The 15,699-nt window shown below is 64.5% G+C and carries 17 protein-coding genes; all 17 read right to left on the reverse strand.

What is annotated here, in order from left to right; genetic code table 11:
* Nucleotides 1–450: 450 nt before the first annotated feature.
* Nucleotides 451–1,710: a UDP-N-acetylglucosamine 1-carboxyvinyltransferase gene (gene murA, locus ABZ293_RS31245; protein WP_355186518.1), complete on the reverse strand. Its 1,260-nt coding sequence runs from the start codon at nt 1,708–1,710 to the stop codon at nt 451–453.
* Between the two features lie 243 nt (nt 1,711–1,953).
* Nucleotides 1,954–2,535, reverse strand: coding sequence for a cob(I)yrinic acid a,c-diamide adenosyltransferase (locus tag ABZ293_RS31250; RefSeq protein WP_355186520.1), 582 nt, complete (start codon nt 2,533–2,535; stop codon nt 1,954–1,956).
* Nucleotides 2,536–2,588: 53 nt separating this feature from the next.
* Nucleotides 2,589–3,011, reverse strand: coding sequence for a DUF2550 domain-containing protein (locus ABZ293_RS31255; RefSeq protein ID WP_040687141.1), 423 nt, complete (start codon nt 3,009–3,011; stop codon nt 2,589–2,591).
* A gap of 267 nt (nt 3,012–3,278) precedes the next feature.
* On the reverse strand, nt 3,279–3,656 hold the full coding sequence (locus ABZ293_RS31260) for a F0F1 ATP synthase subunit epsilon (RefSeq protein ID WP_354961195.1): 378 nt from the start codon (nt 3,654–3,656) through the stop codon (nt 3,279–3,281).
* 6 nt (nt 3,657–3,662) lie between these two features.
* Nucleotides 3,663–5,105: a F0F1 ATP synthase subunit beta gene (gene atpD / locus ABZ293_RS31265; RefSeq protein WP_063047772.1), complete on the reverse strand. Its 1,443-nt coding sequence runs from the start codon at nt 5,103–5,105 to the stop codon at nt 3,663–3,665.
* Between the two features lie 98 nt (nt 5,106–5,203).
* Complete coding sequence (locus ABZ293_RS31270; protein WP_355186522.1) at nt 5,204–6,175, reverse strand: F0F1 ATP synthase subunit gamma; 972 nt, start codon at nt 6,173–6,175, stop codon at nt 5,204–5,206.
* 60 nt (nt 6,176–6,235) lie between these two features.
* Nucleotides 6,236–7,876, reverse strand: a complete 1,641-nt coding sequence (atpA, locus tag ABZ293_RS31275) for a F0F1 ATP synthase subunit alpha (RefSeq protein ID WP_354961197.1) — start codon at nt 7,874–7,876, stop codon at nt 6,236–6,238.
* A 48-nt stretch (nt 7,877–7,924) separates the two neighbouring features.
* Nucleotides 7,925–8,734, reverse strand: coding sequence for a F0F1 ATP synthase subunit delta (locus ABZ293_RS31280; protein ID WP_354961198.1), 810 nt, complete (start codon nt 8,732–8,734; stop codon nt 7,925–7,927).
* Nucleotides 8,735–8,753: 19 nt separating this feature from the next.
* Entirely contained in the window at nt 8,754–9,314 is a 561-nt protein-coding gene (locus ABZ293_RS31285) for a F0F1 ATP synthase subunit B (protein WP_354961199.1), read from the reverse strand.
* A gap of 7 nt (nt 9,315–9,321) precedes the next feature.
* Entirely contained in the window at nt 9,322–9,570 is a 249-nt protein-coding gene (locus ABZ293_RS31290) for an ATP synthase F0 subunit C (protein WP_355186524.1), read from the reverse strand.
* A 71-nt stretch (nt 9,571–9,641) separates the two neighbouring features.
* Nucleotides 9,642–10,490: a F0F1 ATP synthase subunit A gene (gene atpB / locus ABZ293_RS31295; protein ID WP_355186526.1), complete on the reverse strand. Its 849-nt coding sequence runs from the start codon at nt 10,488–10,490 to the stop codon at nt 9,642–9,644.
* A gap of 243 nt (nt 10,491–10,733) precedes the next feature.
* The gene (locus tag ABZ293_RS31300) at nt 10,734–11,216 is read right to left on the reverse strand and encodes a hypothetical protein (protein ID WP_355186528.1); all 483 of its coding nucleotides are present in this window, start codon (nt 11,214–11,216) and stop codon (nt 10,734–10,736) included.
* Nucleotides 11,216–12,358 carry an MraY family glycosyltransferase gene (locus tag ABZ293_RS31305; RefSeq protein ID WP_354961202.1) on the reverse strand — a complete coding sequence of 381 codons (1,143 nt, stop codon included), beginning with the start codon at nt 12,356–12,358 and terminating at the stop codon, nt 11,216–11,218. The genes ABZ293_RS31300 and ABZ293_RS31305 overlap by 1 nt, the downstream gene beginning before the upstream one ends.
* Nucleotides 12,359–12,398: 40 nt before the next feature.
* The gene (locus tag ABZ293_RS31310) at nt 12,399–13,064 is read right to left on the reverse strand and encodes an L-threonylcarbamoyladenylate synthase (protein ID WP_354961203.1); all 666 of its coding nucleotides are present in this window, start codon (nt 13,062–13,064) and stop codon (nt 12,399–12,401) included.
* A 130-nt stretch (nt 13,065–13,194) separates the two neighbouring features.
* Entirely contained in the window at nt 13,195–14,073 is an 879-nt protein-coding gene (prmC, locus tag ABZ293_RS31315) for a peptide chain release factor N(5)-glutamine methyltransferase (RefSeq protein WP_355186530.1), read from the reverse strand.
* 96 nt (nt 14,074–14,169) lie between these two features.
* Nucleotides 14,170–15,240 (reverse strand): peptide chain release factor 1, encoded by a 1,071-nt coding sequence (gene prfA / locus ABZ293_RS31320; RefSeq protein WP_354961205.1) that lies wholly within the window; start codon nt 15,238–15,240, stop codon nt 14,170–14,172.
* Nucleotides 15,241–15,323: 83 nt separating this feature from the next.
* Nucleotides 15,324–15,560: a 50S ribosomal protein L31 gene (gene rpmE, locus ABZ293_RS31325; protein WP_354953468.1), complete on the reverse strand. Its 237-nt coding sequence runs from the start codon at nt 15,558–15,560 to the stop codon at nt 15,324–15,326.
* Nucleotides 15,561–15,699 lie beyond the last annotated feature (139 nt).

Below are 15,699 nucleotides of genomic sequence, written 5' to 3' on the forward strand. Positions count from 1 at the left end.
CCGAAAACCATGGCAAAATCAAACGCCAGCAAAAGTATTTGCTGACTAAAATGTCCAGCCCCACCACACGGGGGTATGAGGAGCCGGAACCAAAATATATTTGGCACTGACATTCATCGACACACTATTGAGTTCTCAAAGAACACACGCACACACCATCTCGCAGGTTTAACCCCGGTCGATCGGTGAGGCAACTTATCAAGCTTAGCTCAGGCGGGAACCCGAATCAAAATCGGGGTCTCGTTCGAGCTAGTGTGATCGTCAGGCGCTCTACGTCCTACCTCGTTTCCCTGGTCCTTTGCTCAGCCTTTCGGCTCAGCGCGTCGGCCCCGGGTCGGTGTCCGTGTCGCTCTGACTCGAATAAAGTTACGTGTCGGCGTGCACGATGTCAAATCGCCTGGTCAGGAATGGTTTTCGACGAAACGAAATCGTCTCCTGCCGTTCACATGATCAATCCGCGGCGCCGACCCGCTCCACCTGACCACCCAATGCCTGCAGCTGCTCAACGAATTTCGGGTAGCCGCGGTCGATGTGGAAGACGTCGTGCACTTCGGTGGTGCCATCGGCAACCAGACCGGCGAGTACCAATCCGGCACCGGCGCGAATATCCGACGACCACACCGGCGCACTCGACAGCCGCGGAATTCCGCGCACCACCGCGTGATGTCCATCGGTCCGGGCATCGGCGCCCAGCCGGATCATCTCCTCCACGAAACGGAAGCGGGCCTCGAAGATGTTCTCGGTGATCATCGAGGTGCCGTCGGCAATCGCCGCCAGGCCAATGGCCATCGGCTGCAGATCGGTCGGGAATCCGGGAAAGGGCAGCGTCGAGAAATTGACCGCGCGCGGCCGATCGGCCTGAATCACCCGGAAACCGTCCGGTTCGAATGAAATGCGCGCACCGGCCGAACGCAGCTTGTCCAAGACGAGGGACAGGTGCTTGGGATTCACTCCGGTAACGCGGACATCGCCCATGGTCATCGCCGCAGCGATCCCCCACGTCGCCGCCACGATCCGATCACCGATCACCCGGTGCGTCGTTGGTGCGAGACGCTCGACGCCCTGAATGGTGAGCACCGATGTACCCGCCCCACTGATCCGCGCCCCCATCCGCACGAGCATGTTGCAGAGGTCGACGATGTCGGGTTCGCGGGCGGCGTTATCGATGACCGTTTCGCCCTCGGCCAGCACGGCCGCCATGAGGATGTTCTCGGTCGCACCCACCGAAGGGAAGTCCAGCCTGATCCGCGCGCCCTGCAGTTCCTCCGCGCGCGCGACGACACAACCGTGCTCGATTTCGCTGGTCGCGCCGAGCAGGCGCAGACCGGCCTGATGCATATCCAACGGGCGCGAACCGATCGCGTCGCCGCCCGGCAGTGCGACGACCGCACGATTGCAGCGGGCCATCAGCGGACCGAGTACGCAGACGGACGCGCGGAATTGCGTTACGGCCGGAAAATCCGCGTGGTACTTCGGCTCCGCGGGCGTGTTGATCGTGACCACCGAACCGTCGATAGCGACATCGCAGCCGAGACCGCGCAGCACATCACCCATCAACGGCACATCGAGGATGTCCGGGCAGTTCGTAATGGTGGTCGTGCCCTCGGCCAGCAAGGCAGCCGCCATCAACTTGAGGACGCTGTTCTTCGCACCCCCGACCGCGACCTCACCGACGAGTCGATTCCCGCCAGTAACCAAAAACCGTTCCATGCCGCCTCTCCGCGTATTCGGCGCACTATTGGTGCAAAGGATAGTTGCGTTGCGGGCCGCTGGTAGCGGTGCCGGGGTTATCTCCAGGTAGCTGGTCGGACTTCCCGAGTGTCCAGCAACTTTTTGCGAGCGTGTTGGGCGCCGGACGGTCGGTCGCGGGCTGTGTCCCGGGTCTCCCCAAGTTACCCACGTCTACACCAGATCAGTCGTGCGGGATTCGGATGGTGAAATCGCGTCGGTCGTTCAGTCCGATGTCTGCTCCCCACCAGGCTTCCACAGCACATCGCCACCCGGGTTGGCGGCTCGGCTCAGGATGAACAACAAGTCGGAGAGACGGTTCAGGTACTTCGCCGGAAGGATATTCGTATCGTCCGGATGCGCCTCGATCGCGGCCCAGGCGGAACGCTCCGCGCGGCGCGCAACCGTACGGGCGGTGTGCAGGAGGGCGGCCAACGGTGTGCCGCCGGGCAGAATGAACGAATTCAGTGCTGGCAGTTCGGCATTGAACTCATCACACCAGGCTTCGAGGCGGTCGATATAGGGCTGGGTGACGCGCAGCGGCGGGTACTTCGGCTCGGCGACCACCGGGGTCGACAGATCCGCACCCGCGTCGAACAGATCGTTCTGCACCTGCCGCAGTACCTTCAGCAACTCCGGCGCGGGTGCACCGAGCGCGATGGCCACGCCAATGGCGGCATTGGTCTCGTCACAGTCCGCATAGGCGATCAGCCGCGGATCCGTCTTTGCCACCCGGGAAAAGTCGCTGAGACCCGTCGTTCCATCGTCGCCGGTCCGCGTGTAGATCCGCGTCAGGTGCACACTCACATGGCCCACCCTATCGCTGCGAGCACACCCATATTTCAGCTAGCGGATTTCGCCTAGAGACCGGGCAGACGGCGGGTGCGATCCGACGGCCGGGATTCGACCCAGGATAGGAAGGCTGCCAATGAGCCACGGTCCAGGGCCAGTTCGTAATTGCCGTCATTATCCGAAACCGCGGTGACCGCGATCTCGTCGGTCATGATGTCGTATTCGTCACCGCGCGGGCCGCGCCGATCACCGATCTCGATGCCCTGGCGTCGAATGGTGGAGTCGGGACCCAGCTTGAGGCTGGAGAGTTTGTAAAAGACGAGCCGATCCTCGTCGTATCGGATCAGGCCGTGCCGCCAGCCTTGACCGCCGCGCGCGGGCAGCACCCGCAGGATCGCCGCAGTACCGCCTCGGCGCAACATGATCAGCCGATAGGTCGAAGCGAGCGCCAAGAGAACGAGCGTGAGCACCAGAATGATCAGGAGAACCATCCCGGTCTGCAATGCTGTTCGTCCCTTCGCTCCGCCGCCGTGCCGACGACACAATGTCCGATTGGCGGTGTTCGCGGGCCCTCCCCGCGGTTACGTAAGCTACCGCTTCCGAGCCCGAGCGCACACCGCCGTTTGGTCATTCAACCACGGCCCCGAGTTTACAAATGGCCGGGCCTTGTCTTTGCGGAATCGGACCCGGAAACGCCACTGTCGGCGGCGAAGACAACTTCACCGCCGACAGTGGCGAATGCAATCCCGATGCGGTGCTTACGCGTTCGCGTTCGCCTCGACCGCGCGCACCTGACCCTCGGCCGCCAACTTCGCTTCCACGGTCGCGTCGGCGTCGGCCAGCACCCGACGGGCCGCCTCGACGTCGATCTCGTCGGCGAACTCCGCGGACTCGGCCAACACCCGGACCGAGGTCGCGGTCACCGAGAAGAACCCGCCGTGCACCGCCGCGGTGATCCGCTCACCCTCGGTGGGCACGATGCTCACGATGCCGCCCTCGATCAGCTGGCCGAGCAGCGGCTCATGGCCCGCCAGGATGCCGATCTGGCCCTCGGTGGTCTGCGCGCTGACGAACGTCGCCTGGCCGGACCAGAGCAAACGCTCGACGGCGACGAGATCAACTGACATCTCCGACATGGGTGACTACTTTCCGGCGATCTTCTTCGCGGCCGCCTCGACGTCGTCGAGACCACCGCAGGAGTTGAACGCCTGCTCCGGGAAGTGGTCGAACTCACCCTTGCAGACGCGGTCGAACGCCTCGATGGTGTCGGTCAGCGGCACCACGGAACCCGGCTGGCCGGTGAACTTCTCGGCCACGATGAAGTTCTGGCCGAGGAACTTCTCCAGGCGACGGGCCCGGCCGACGAGGACCTTGTCCTCTTCGGAGAGCTCGTCCATGCCGAGGATGGCGATGATGTCCTGCAGTTCCTTGTACTTCTGCAGGATCCGCTTCACCTCGTTGGCGACCCGGAAGTGCTCCGCACCGACGATCGAGGCCTCCAGGATGCGGGAGGTCGAGGTCAGCGGGTCGACGGCCGGGTAGATGCCCTTCTGCGAGATCGGGCGGGAAAGCTCGGTCGTCGCATCGAGGTGGGCGAAGGTGGTCGCCGGGGCCGGGTCGGTGTAGTCGTCGGCGGGCACGTAGATGGCCTGCAGCGAGGTGATGGACCGACCACGGGTCGAGGTGATGCGCTCCTGCAGCTCACCCATCTCGTCGGCCAGCGTCGGCTGGTAACCGACGGCCGAGGGCATGCGGCCGAGCAGGGTCGACACCTCGGAACCAGCCTGGGTGAACCGGAAGATGTTGTCGATGAACAGCAGCACGTCCTGGTGCTGCACGTCGCGGAAGTACTCGGCCATGGTCAGGGCCGAGAGGGCGACGCGCATACGGGTGCCCGGCGGCTCGTCCATCTGGCCGAAGACGAGGGCGGTGTCCTGGAGGACGCCCATCTCTTCCATTTCCAGGTGCAGGTCGGTGCCCTCACGGGTGCGCTCACCGACGCCCGCGAACACGGACGTACCGGAGAACTCACGCGCGATACGCGTGATCATCTCCTGGATCAGCACGGTCTTACCGACACCGGCACCACCGAACAGACCGATCTTGCCGCCCTTCACGTACGGGGTCAGCAGGTCGATGACCTTGATGCCCGTCTCCAGGATCTCGGTCTTACCCTCGAGCTGGTCGAATGACGGGGGCTTGCGGTGGATGCCCCACTGCTCGCCGTCGCGGCCGAGGCCGGGGGTGTCGAGGCAGTCGCCGAGGGCGTTGAACACGTGGCCCTTGGTGATGTCGCCGACCGGCACCGAAATCGGCTTGCCGGTGTCGGTGACGGTGGCGCCACGGACCAGACCGTCGGTGGGCTGCATCGAGATGGTGCGCACGATGTTGTCACCGAGGTGCTGGGCGACCTCGAGGGTCAGGGTCTTGGCCACCGAGGTCAGAGTGATCTCGGCGTGCAGAGCGTTGAACAGCTCAGGGATCGAACCCCGCGGGAACTCGACGTCCACGACGGGGCCGATGACGCGGACGACGCGACCTGTTTTCGCGCCCGTCCGGCTCTCTTGAGTGACAGCTGCGGTCATTAGTTGGTTCTCTTCCATGTCTTATTTGCGGCCTTCGGGGGCCCTACGTGGTTACGCTGCGCTTCCGCCTCCGGGCCCTGACCTCAGGCCGCGGCAGCTTAGTCGCGGTCGGAGCTCGAAGCCAGCGCGTTCACGCCGCCGACGATTTCGCTGATTTCCTGCGTGATCTGGGCCTGCCGCACCGAATTCGCCTGCCGGGTAAGCACATTGGCCAGTTCGTTGGCGTTGTCGGTGGCTGCCTTCATTGCGGTGCGCCGAGCCGCGGACTCGGATGCCGCTGCCTCGAGCAACGATGAGTAGATGCGGGTGTTGATGTACTTGGGCAGCAGTGCCGCCAGCAACACATCGGCATCGGGCTCGAACTCGTACTGCGCGGTGAGTTCCGCGGTCGGCGAGTCGCTGAAGCTGTCCTCACCCATGTCGTAGTCTTCGTCGACGAAGCTGACCTGGATCGGCGCCAGCCGGCGCACCTCCGGGGTCTGGGTCAGCATCGAGACGAAACGGGTGTACACGATGTGCAGTTCGTCGACACCCTCGATATTGCCGGTCCCGTTCGGGGCGGGCACCTCACCCTCGGAGCCCGCCATGAAGGCGTCCACGAGGTGATGGCACGCGGCCGAGGCATCGTTGTACTTCGGCTGCTGGGAGAACCCGGTCCACGCATTGACCACCGGACGACTCCGGAAGGTGTAGTACGTGAGGCCCTTATTGCCCATCACGTACAGCACCGGCTCCTTGCCCTCGCCACGCAGGGTGACCATGAGCTCCTCGGCGCGCTTGAGCACGTTGGAGTTGTAGCCACCGCACATACCGCTGTCACTGGTGATCACCAGCACGGCGGCCCGGCGCGGGTTGGCCCGCTCCGTCAGCAGCGGGTGCGACAGACTCGTCGACGCACTCGCCAACTCGCTGAGCACCTTGGTGATCTCCTCGGCGTACGGCTTCGCGGCCGCAACCCTGGCCTGGGCCTTGGAGATTCGCGAGGTCGCGATCAGCTCCTGGGCCTTGGTGATCTTCTTGATCGAACTCACACCACGAATGCGGGAGCGCAATTCACGCAAGCTTGCCATCAGCGGTTCACACTCCCTTCAGTTCATTCGTGAGAATCGAATAGCGCATTGCTCGCTCGATTACTTCTCGACGTGCTTGCGGGTCACCGACAGCGATTCGACCTCTTCGTGGTCGAGTTCACCGGCGGCGGCCTCGTTCACGACGCGCGAACCGTCGGAAGCGAGGAAGCTCTGCTTGAACTTGTCGGTGGCCTCCTTGATCGCGTCGGCGGCGTCACCCTCGAGGCGCTTGCTACCACCCTCCAGGGCGTCGAACGCGCTCTGCGCGGTGCGGTGCAGGTCCTCCAGCAGTTCCGCGTTGAAGCGGCGGATGTCGGCGACCGGAACCGAGTCGAAGTAGCCGCCATCGACCAGGAAGATCGAGACGATCTGATCCTCGACCGCGACCGGCGTGTACTGGTCCTGCTTGAGCAGCTCGACCCAGCGCGCGCCACGCTCGAGCTGCGCCAGCGACGCGGCATCGAGGTCGGAAGCGAAGGCGGAGAACGCCTCCAGCTCGCGGTACTGCGCCATTTCCAGACGCAGCGAACCGGCGACGGTCTTCATGGCCTTGGTCTGGGCGGCGCCACCGACACGGGAAACCGAGGTACCGACGTTGATCGCCGGGCGGACACCCTTGTTGAACAGGTCGGACTCGAGGAAGACCTGGCCGTCGGTGATGGAGATGACGTTGGTCGGGATGAACGCCGAGATGTCGTTGGCCTTGGTCTCGATGATCGGCAGACCCGTCATCGAACCGGCGCCCATCTCGTCGGACAGCTTCGCGCAACGCTCCAGCAGACGCGAGTGCAGGTAGAAGACGTCACCCGGGTACGCCTCGCGGCCCGGCGGACGACGCAGCAGCAGCGAGATGGCGCGGTACGCCTCGGCCTGCTTGGTCAGGTCGTCGAACACGATGAGGACGTGCTTGCCCTGGTACATCCAGTGCTGGCCGAGGGCCGAACCGGTGTAGGGCGCAAGCCATTTGAAGCCAGCGGAGTCCGAGGCCGGTGCCGCGACGATGGTGGTGTACTCCATCGCGCCGTGCGCCTCGAGCGCGGACTTCACGCCGGCGATGGTGGAGCCCTTCTGGCCGATGGCGACGTAGATGCAGCGCATCTGCTTCTTCGGGTCGCCCGACTCCCAGTTGGCCTTCTGGTTCAGGATGGCGTCGATGCAGACCGCGGTCTTGCCGGTCTTGCGGTCGCCGATGATCAGCTGACGCTGACCACGACCGATGGCGGTCAGGGCGTCGATGGCGGTGATGCCGGTGGCCATCGGCTCCTCAACCGGCTGACGCTGCAGCACGGTCGCGGCCTGCAGCTCGAGCACGCGCTGCTCTTCGGCCTCGATTTCGCCGAGGCCGTCGATCGGCTGGCCGAGCGGGTTGACCACGCGGCCGAGGAACTTGTCACCGACGGGGACCGAGAGCACGTCGCCGGTGCGGCGAACCTGCTGGCCCTCTTCGATTTCCGCGAACTCACCGAGGATGACCGCACCGATCTCACGGTCCTCGAGGTTCAGCGCGACGCCGAGCACACCACCCGGGAACTCGAGCAATTCATTGGCCATCGCCGAGGGCAGGCCACTGACGTGCGCGATGCCGTCGCTGCAGTCGGTGACAACACCGACTTCTTCGATGGAGGTTTCCGGGGTGTAGCTCTGGGTGTAGCTCTCGATCGCGCTACGGATCTCATCGGTGGAGATCGTCAGCTCCGCCATAGTCTTCCTGCTCTCGCTGTCTGGTCTGAATGTCGGGGGTGGTGGGTGTCAGGCCAGAGCCCGACGCAGCCGTTCCAGTCGGCCGGTGGCGCTGCCGTCGATCAGGTCGTCGCCGACGGTCACAACGACGCCGGTCAGCAGACTCGAATCGACCTGCACGTGCACCGTGACCGGCTTGCCGTAGATGCGCTGCAACGATGCCGCGAGATGGTCCCGCTGCTGGTCGGTCAGCGCGACCGCGGCGCGCACATGCGCGACGATCTGGTCGCGCCGAGCGGCGGCGAGATCGGACAACTCGTCGAACGCTTCGCCGATGCTCGTCCTGGACCGAGTGACCACCTGGTCCGCAAGGGTCTGGGTGATGGACTCGGCCTTACCTGTGAGCAGCCGCTCGATCAGCGCGCGCTTGGCCTCCGTGGGCTTCACGCGATCCGAAAGTGCCTGCTCCAGATCGGGGTTGTCGCCGATGATCCGGGCCAGCCGGAACAACTCGTCCTCGACCGCCCCGAGCCGTCCGCTGTCGGCGGCCGACTCCAGCAGCGCCTCCTGGCCGAGCAACACCAGGGTGTCGACCAAATCGGCGGTGCGCGACCAGTTCTGGGCCACCGCGGTGGTCAGCACCGCCAGGGTGGCGGGGCTGACCTTGCCGCTGAAGACCCGTTCGCTGAGTTCGGCGCGCACCGAGCCGGGAACCGACACGTCCGCGAGCGCAACACGCAGCGAACGCTGGTCATCCAGCACGGCGACAACGGCGAACAGTTCCGACCCCGTTGTGGCCGCAACACTGTCGCTCCCGGTCAGAGCGGCCCGAAGTGCCTCCCGTGCCCGAGAGCTGGCCTCGCGGCTCGCTGCGTACATGCTTCTCACTTTCGCGTCGCTACCTTCCGACCCCGATGCTGGCATTCGACTGATCGAGTTCGGCGAGGAACCGATCGATCGATGCCGCCTGCTTAGCTTCGTCCGAAACCGACTGTCCGATAATCTTTTCGGCCAAATCGACGGCAGTTTTGCCAACTTCGGCGCGCAGCTCGGTCAGGATCTGCTGGCGCTGAGCTTCCAGCTGGCTGTGACCGGCGGCGACGATGCGGTCGCTTTCGGCCTGTGCTTCCGCGCGCATCTGCGCGAGGATCTGCTGGCCCTGGGTGCGTGCGTCCTCGCGGATGCGCGCGGCCTCGAGCCGGGCGTCGGCCAACTGCTGCTGGTACTGCTGCAGCGTCAGCTGGGCTTCCTCCTGCGCGGCCTCGGCCCGCTGGATGCCGCCCTCGATCTTGTCCGTACGTTCATCCAACACCTTGATAAGGCGCGGGATGACGTACTTGTAAAAGATGACGCCGATGATCGCGATGCAGACCACCGACCACACGATGTCGTAGGTCTCGGGGATGAGGGGATTGATGTCGTCCCCTGTCTCCGCGGCGAGCATAGAAAGCGTGTTCATGGCTATCTCAGAAGATGAAGCCGGCGACGAGGCCGATCAGCGCCAGGGCCTCGGTGAAGGCGATACCGAGGAACATGTTGGTGCGGATGGTGCCCTGCATCTCAGGCTGACGAGCGAGGCCCTCGATGGCCTTACCGACCACGATGCCCACACCGATGCCGGGGCCGATAGCGGCCAGACCGTAGCCGATGGCGCCGAAGCCCTTGAACTTCTCGGAGGTGGTTGCCGCTTCCTGGGCCAGGTACGCGAGGCTCATGAGTCTACTTTCCCTTTCTGTTGCTCACCCGCCGGTCGGCGTGGTGTAGCAGGTATTCGGTAGTTGTTCGGTCAGTGCGAATCAGCGTGTTGCGCGAGTCCGATGTAAACGGCCGTCAGCAGGGCGAAAACGTAGGCCTGCAGGAAGATGACCAGCATTTCGAACAGCGTGAACCCGAGTCCGGCGAGCAGCGAGAAGGGTGAGAACACCTTCATCCAGGCCGCCGCGTCGAAGAGGAAGAACCAGGTGGCGCTGAAGAACAGCACCAGCATGATGTGACCGGCCAGCATGTTGGCCATGAGTCGGACGGTCAGCGTGAACGGACGCAGGATGAACGTCGAGACGAACTCGATCGGGATCAGCAACACGTGCAGAGCGGGCGGAACATTCGGAACCACGATGCTGCTGCGCATATAGGTGACGAACCCGTACTTCTTGATACCCACGAAGTTGAACGCGAGGTACGCGATGAGGGCCAGCACCAGCGGCATGCCGATTCGGGCGTTCGACGAGATGTTCAGCCCCGGAATAGTGCCGGAGAAGTTGAGAAACAGAACCGCGAAGAAGATCGTCGCGATCAATGGGAGGTACTTGCGACCGGTTTCCTTACCGAGCACCTCTTCGGCAATCTGATCCTTGACGAACACCAGACCGGTTTCGGCGATGTTCTGCAGGCCGCGCGGGACGATGCGAGGATTGCGGAATGCCAGCACCATGACGAGCACCAGCACTGCGGTCATCAGCAGCCGGATCAGCATCAAACGGTCGAGTTCGAACGGCGTACCCTCGAACAGCACTGCTGGAGGGAAGAAGTCGGACAGCGATGGCGCGTGGAACTCGCCCGCCAAAGTGGTGACGCTCAGCGTTCTCTCCCGTGTTCGGGCCGCGGGTACGGTCATTCCCGCGGTTCGATCGGACATTGACGATCAATTGGGTCGACTCAGGTCGGCTCGAAATTCGTCAGCTGCTGTGCGGCAACCCGCATGGGCGTCTGTACGTAGTGTCGGCGACATCGTCGACATGCAGAACCGGAACCCATCGGAGCCCGGCACGGCAGTAAGCATAGCTGCCACCTGGCGGGATCTTGGTGATCCCCCCTTGCTTGGTCGCTTGCTTACCAACACTTTACCAAGTTATCTACGACAGCGTGTAGGTGGGTGGGATTATTGCTGCGCAGAAGGTGAATCGGACCTATCGGTCGGTACGTTTACATACGGAACCTTCTGTCGCAGAACGCCATACGTCTCCGCGCCGAGCACGACGAGCAAGGACCCGACCACCGTCAGGAACAATGCCATCCGGTCGTAGAAGTCGAAGCGCTGCAGCACCGCGATCACGATCATCGCGACCAGCAGCTTGCCCACCCAGCTCACCAACATGACCAGGCCTGCGGTGCTCGGCGGCAGCTTCGCGCCGAACAGCACCACGGCCGCGGTGGTGAGAATGAACCCGCCGCCGATGGCGGCGCCGAGCAGCGCGCCCCAGAGTCCGGACAAACCGGCCACCGCCGAGGCGATGGCCACCGACAACACCACCAATACCGCCAATCCGATCACGCCGTAGCGCAGCGCCGCCTTCAAAGGGGCGTCGGGACCGGGGATCGGATTAGTGAGACTCACGACCCGAACTTTACCTGGACCTTGCATTACGAATCCGCGGGCTCCTTGCGACGCAAGCCCGGTATCGCGGTCACCACCAGCGCGAAGACCAGCCCGCCCGCCATCATCAGCACGACGATCCGTCGATCATGGATCAGCGAAGTGCCGACGGCGCCGAACGCCAGTACGCCGACCCATAAATAGATCACCAGCACAACGCGGCGGTGCGAATGTCCGATCTGCAGCAGCCGGTGATGCAAGTGCATTTTGTCCGGTGTCGAGAAACTGACACCGGCGCGGACCCGGCGCACGATCGCCAGCAGCAGATCCAGTACCGGAATGAACATCACCGCACCGACCAGCAGCAGCGGCGAAAGCAGACCGACAATGTCGCGAGGTCCGTAGCCCGCCAAGTTGATTCGGCCCGAGGCGCCGGTCGACACCGCCGCCAGCATGAGCCCGATCAACATCGAACCGGAATCGCCCATGAATATCCGTGCGGGCGAAAAGTTGTGTGGCAGAAATCCCAGACAGGCGCCCGCCAGCGCGGCGGCGAGCAGGGCTGGTGGATAGGTGTCGACCGAACCGCCCTGGTTGTAGAGCAGGCCGACGGTGAATACGAAGACCGCGCCCGCGCAGATCAGACCGAGTCCGGCGGCCAGACCGTCGAGTCCGTCGACGAAATTCATGGCATTGACGATGGTCACGGTGATGCCGACGGTGACCAGACCGCCCTGGAGTGCGTCCAACACCACAGTTGTGTCGTTGAACGGGTTGTAGATGACGTACCAGCTCAGGCCCATGACCGCCATCACACCGGCGGCGGTGACCTGACCCGCGAATTTGGTCAGCGCATCCAGGCCCCACCGGTCGTCGACGATGCCGACGACCACGATGATCGTGGCCGCGACCAGCACCGCCGGAATATCCGGCGCGTAATCGAAACCCCTTCGCAGCGCGGGCAATTGGTGCGCGAAGAGGACAGCCCCGACCACCCCGACGTACATGCCGACCCCGCCCATCCGCGGAATCGGTTTGACGTGCACATCGCGCTCACGCGGTACCGCAACGGCACCGAATGCGATGGCCAGCACCCGAATTCCGCCGGTCGCGAGAAAGGTCACCGTCGCCGAGATGAGAATCACGAGCAGCAGCTCGCGCAACGGAACTACAGCACCCGAACCGATCATCCGATTATCTGATCCGCCATACGATCACCGCGTCCCGAGGTCACCGGGTCGCGACGCTGGTCAGCGCCTCCGGGGACATCCCGAGCACATCGGCGATATCGCCGACCGATACCGCGCCCTCGCGCAGGATCCGTGGCTGATCCGCGGTGAGGTCGACGATGGTGGAGGCGACCGCGTGTTCGGCCGGGCCGCCGTCGAGGTAGACCCCGACCAGATCGCCGAGCTGATCACGCGCCTCGGCGGCGGTCTTGGCAGGCGGCTGCCCGGAGATATTGGCACTCGAGACCGCGAGCGGGCCGACCTCGCGCAGCAGTTCCAGCGCGACCGGATGCAGCGGCATCCGCAACATGACCGTGCCGCGCGTATCACCGAGGTCCCATGCGAGCGAGGGTGCTTGCTGCACAACAAGACTCAGCCCGCCGGGCCAGAATGCCCGGATCAGTTCGCGAGCCTGCGGGCGCACCGAGAACACCAGGCCGTCGATCGTGTGCCAGGAACCGACCAGCACCGGTACCGGCATATCCCGACCGCGCCGCTTCGCGGCGAGCAGTTCGCTCACCGCGGTCGAATCGAATGCGTCGGCGGCTAGGCCGTACAGCGTGTCGGTAGGCAGCACGACCAGACGTCCGGATTTCAGGGCGCTGGTGGCCGCGGTCAGTCCGGCGGCGCGCGAGTCGGCATCCGCGCAGTCGTAGACGGTACTCACGGCCCCCATCCTGTCACGCTCCCCCGCCTCCCCGAATACTCAGGCCATACTTTTGGGCGTTCCCGACGAGTTACCCATGTACTCACGAAATCAGTTGTCACCGTCTTCTTCGGGCTTCGCCCTCGGAAGTTCAACTGCGGGTCGCGGCGACGAAACGGGGCTTATCTGCAAGGTCGGGGTGTTCGACGATGTCGGTGAAATCACCCTGTTCGGCCAGGAGCGCGGCGAGATCGGAGCCGTTGGTGTCATCGTGTTCGATGGCACAGGAGCCGCCGGAACGCAGCAGGCGGGTGATGGTGGGCAGCATCTGCCGGATGACGTCCAGTCCGTCCGGACCGCCGAAGAGGGCCAGCCGCGGGTCGTGATCGGCGACCTCGGGATCGAGTTCGGCGTCTTCGGGGATGTAGGGCGGATTGGCGACGATGAGATCGACCCTGCCATTGAACTCGGTGAGCAGATTCGGGTCGGTGACATCGTCGGCGTAGAGGGTGATCGGCGTATCGCCCTCGGCAATGCGCACGTCGGCATTGCGGCGTGCCCACTGCAGGGCCGCGGGATCGATCTCGATCGCGTGCACGTCCGCATCCGGGCGGGCCTGGGCGATGGCCAGCGCCAGCGCGCCGGATCCGGTGCAGAGGTCGAAGACCACCGGTGCGTGATCGTGTGGCAGCGCCTCCAATTGCGCCAGTGCCCAGGCGAACAGCAACTCCGTCTCCGGACGCGGGACGAAGACGCCGGGACCGACCGCCAGGTCGATCTCGCCCATCGATACGGTACCGGTCAAGTGCTGCAATGGAATTCGCTCCGCGCGCCGGGCGACCAGTGCGCGGTACTGCTCGATCACCTCGGGGGTGACCAGGGGTGTCAGTGCCAACCGGGTCCGTTGCACGCCGAGCAGATGGGCAGCCAGATGTTCGGCATCGGCCTGCGGACTGTGCACGCCCGCGGCGCGCAAGGTCTCGACGGCTTGGTTGATGGCCGGGCGCAATGCCACGCGAGTTCCGGACATGGTGTCGACACTCCCCGTTCTTGGCGTACCCGGTGCGCTACCCATGTTGTCACCGAGTCGGTTGATTTCTCCGGAACATCGGGCCGGTGCCGTCGACTATTCGGCCGCCATGCGCGCTTCGCGATCCGCCTTCCCCAGCGCATCCAGGAGCGCGTCCATATCGCCGTCCAGCACGGCGTCGAGGTTGTGCGCCTTGAAACCGATGCGATGATCGGCGATCCGGTTCTCCGGGAAGTTGTAGGTGCGGATGCGTTCGGAGCGGTCCACCGTGCGGATCTGGCTGGCCCGGCCCGCCGCAGCCTCCTGATCCGCCTGCTCCTCGGCCAGTGCCTGCAGCCGGGCCGCGAGCACCTGCATGGCGCGGGCCTTGTTCTGCAGCTGGGAACGCTCGTTCTGGCAGGTCACGACGATGCCCGAGGGCAGGTGGGTGATGCGGACCGCGGAGTCGGTGGTGTTGACGCCCTGGCCGCCCTTACCGGAGGAACGGTAGACGTCGATGCGCAGATCGGATTCATCGATCTGCACCTCCTCCACCTCGTCGGGCTCGGGGTAGATGAGTACGCCCGCGGCCGAGGTGTGGATGCGGCCCTGCGATTCGGTGACCGGAACGCGCTGGACGCGATGCACACCGCCCTCGAATTTCAGGCGCGACCAGACGCCGTCCCTAGTGGCGTCGCGGCTTTTGATCGAGAGCGTCGCATCCTTGTAGCCGCCCAGGTCGGAGACGGTGACACCGAGGATTTCGACCTTCCAGCCGTGCCGCTCGGCATAGCGCACGTACATGCGGGCCAGGTCCGAGGCGAATAGCGCGGATTCCTCGCCGCCCTCGCCGGATTTGACCTCGAGCACCACATCGTCGCCGTCGTGCGGATCGCGCGGAGCGAGTAGGTCGGCCAGCTGCTGCTCCAACTCGACGACCTGGCCCTGTAGATCGGGGACCTCGGCCGCGAAGGCGGCATCGTCGGCGGCGAGCTCTTGTGCGGCGGCGAGATCATCGCGCGCAGTGGTGAGTTTGTTGTAGGTCGCCATGATCGGGGCCAGCTCGGCGAAGCGTTTGCCGACCCGGCGTGCGGCGCCCGGATCGTTGTGCAGCGCCGGATCGGCCAGCTGCAGCTCCAGGCCCGCGTGCTCGGCCAGAATGTCATCGATCGCGGACGGTTGCGTCACGGTGCTTCCTCTCTTACCAGTACCGGCCATATAAAAGCGCCGACGCCCGGCCTGCTGAGCAGGACCGGGCGTCGGCGAGGAAGCTACTTGCTGTCTGCGTCGGCCTTCTTGCCTGCACGCTTGCCGTAGCGAGCCTCGAAGCGGGCCACGCGACCACCGGTGTCGAGGATCTTCTGCTTGCCGGTGTAGAAGGGGTGGCACTGCGAGCAAACTTCGACGGTGATGTGTCCCGACTCCTTGGTGCTGCGAGTCTGGAAGGTGTTGCCGCAACCACAGACGACCGTGGTCTCGACATACGCCGGATGAATTCCTGCCTTCATGGGTGTCCTCTCGATATTGGTCGCCGGGTCGCCCGTGCAGATCGCGCGGACGTGAACCGGAACCGACTAGGCGGGAGGTCTGCTCACCAGAGCAGACGCAACAGCCGTTCAGTATGCCAGAACGGCGGTTACGCTCCCA

It is taken from the genome of Nocardia sp. NPDC005998 (genome assembly GCF_040614395.1).
Taxonomy (GTDB): Bacteria; Actinomycetota; Actinomycetes; order Mycobacteriales; family Mycobacteriaceae; genus Nocardia.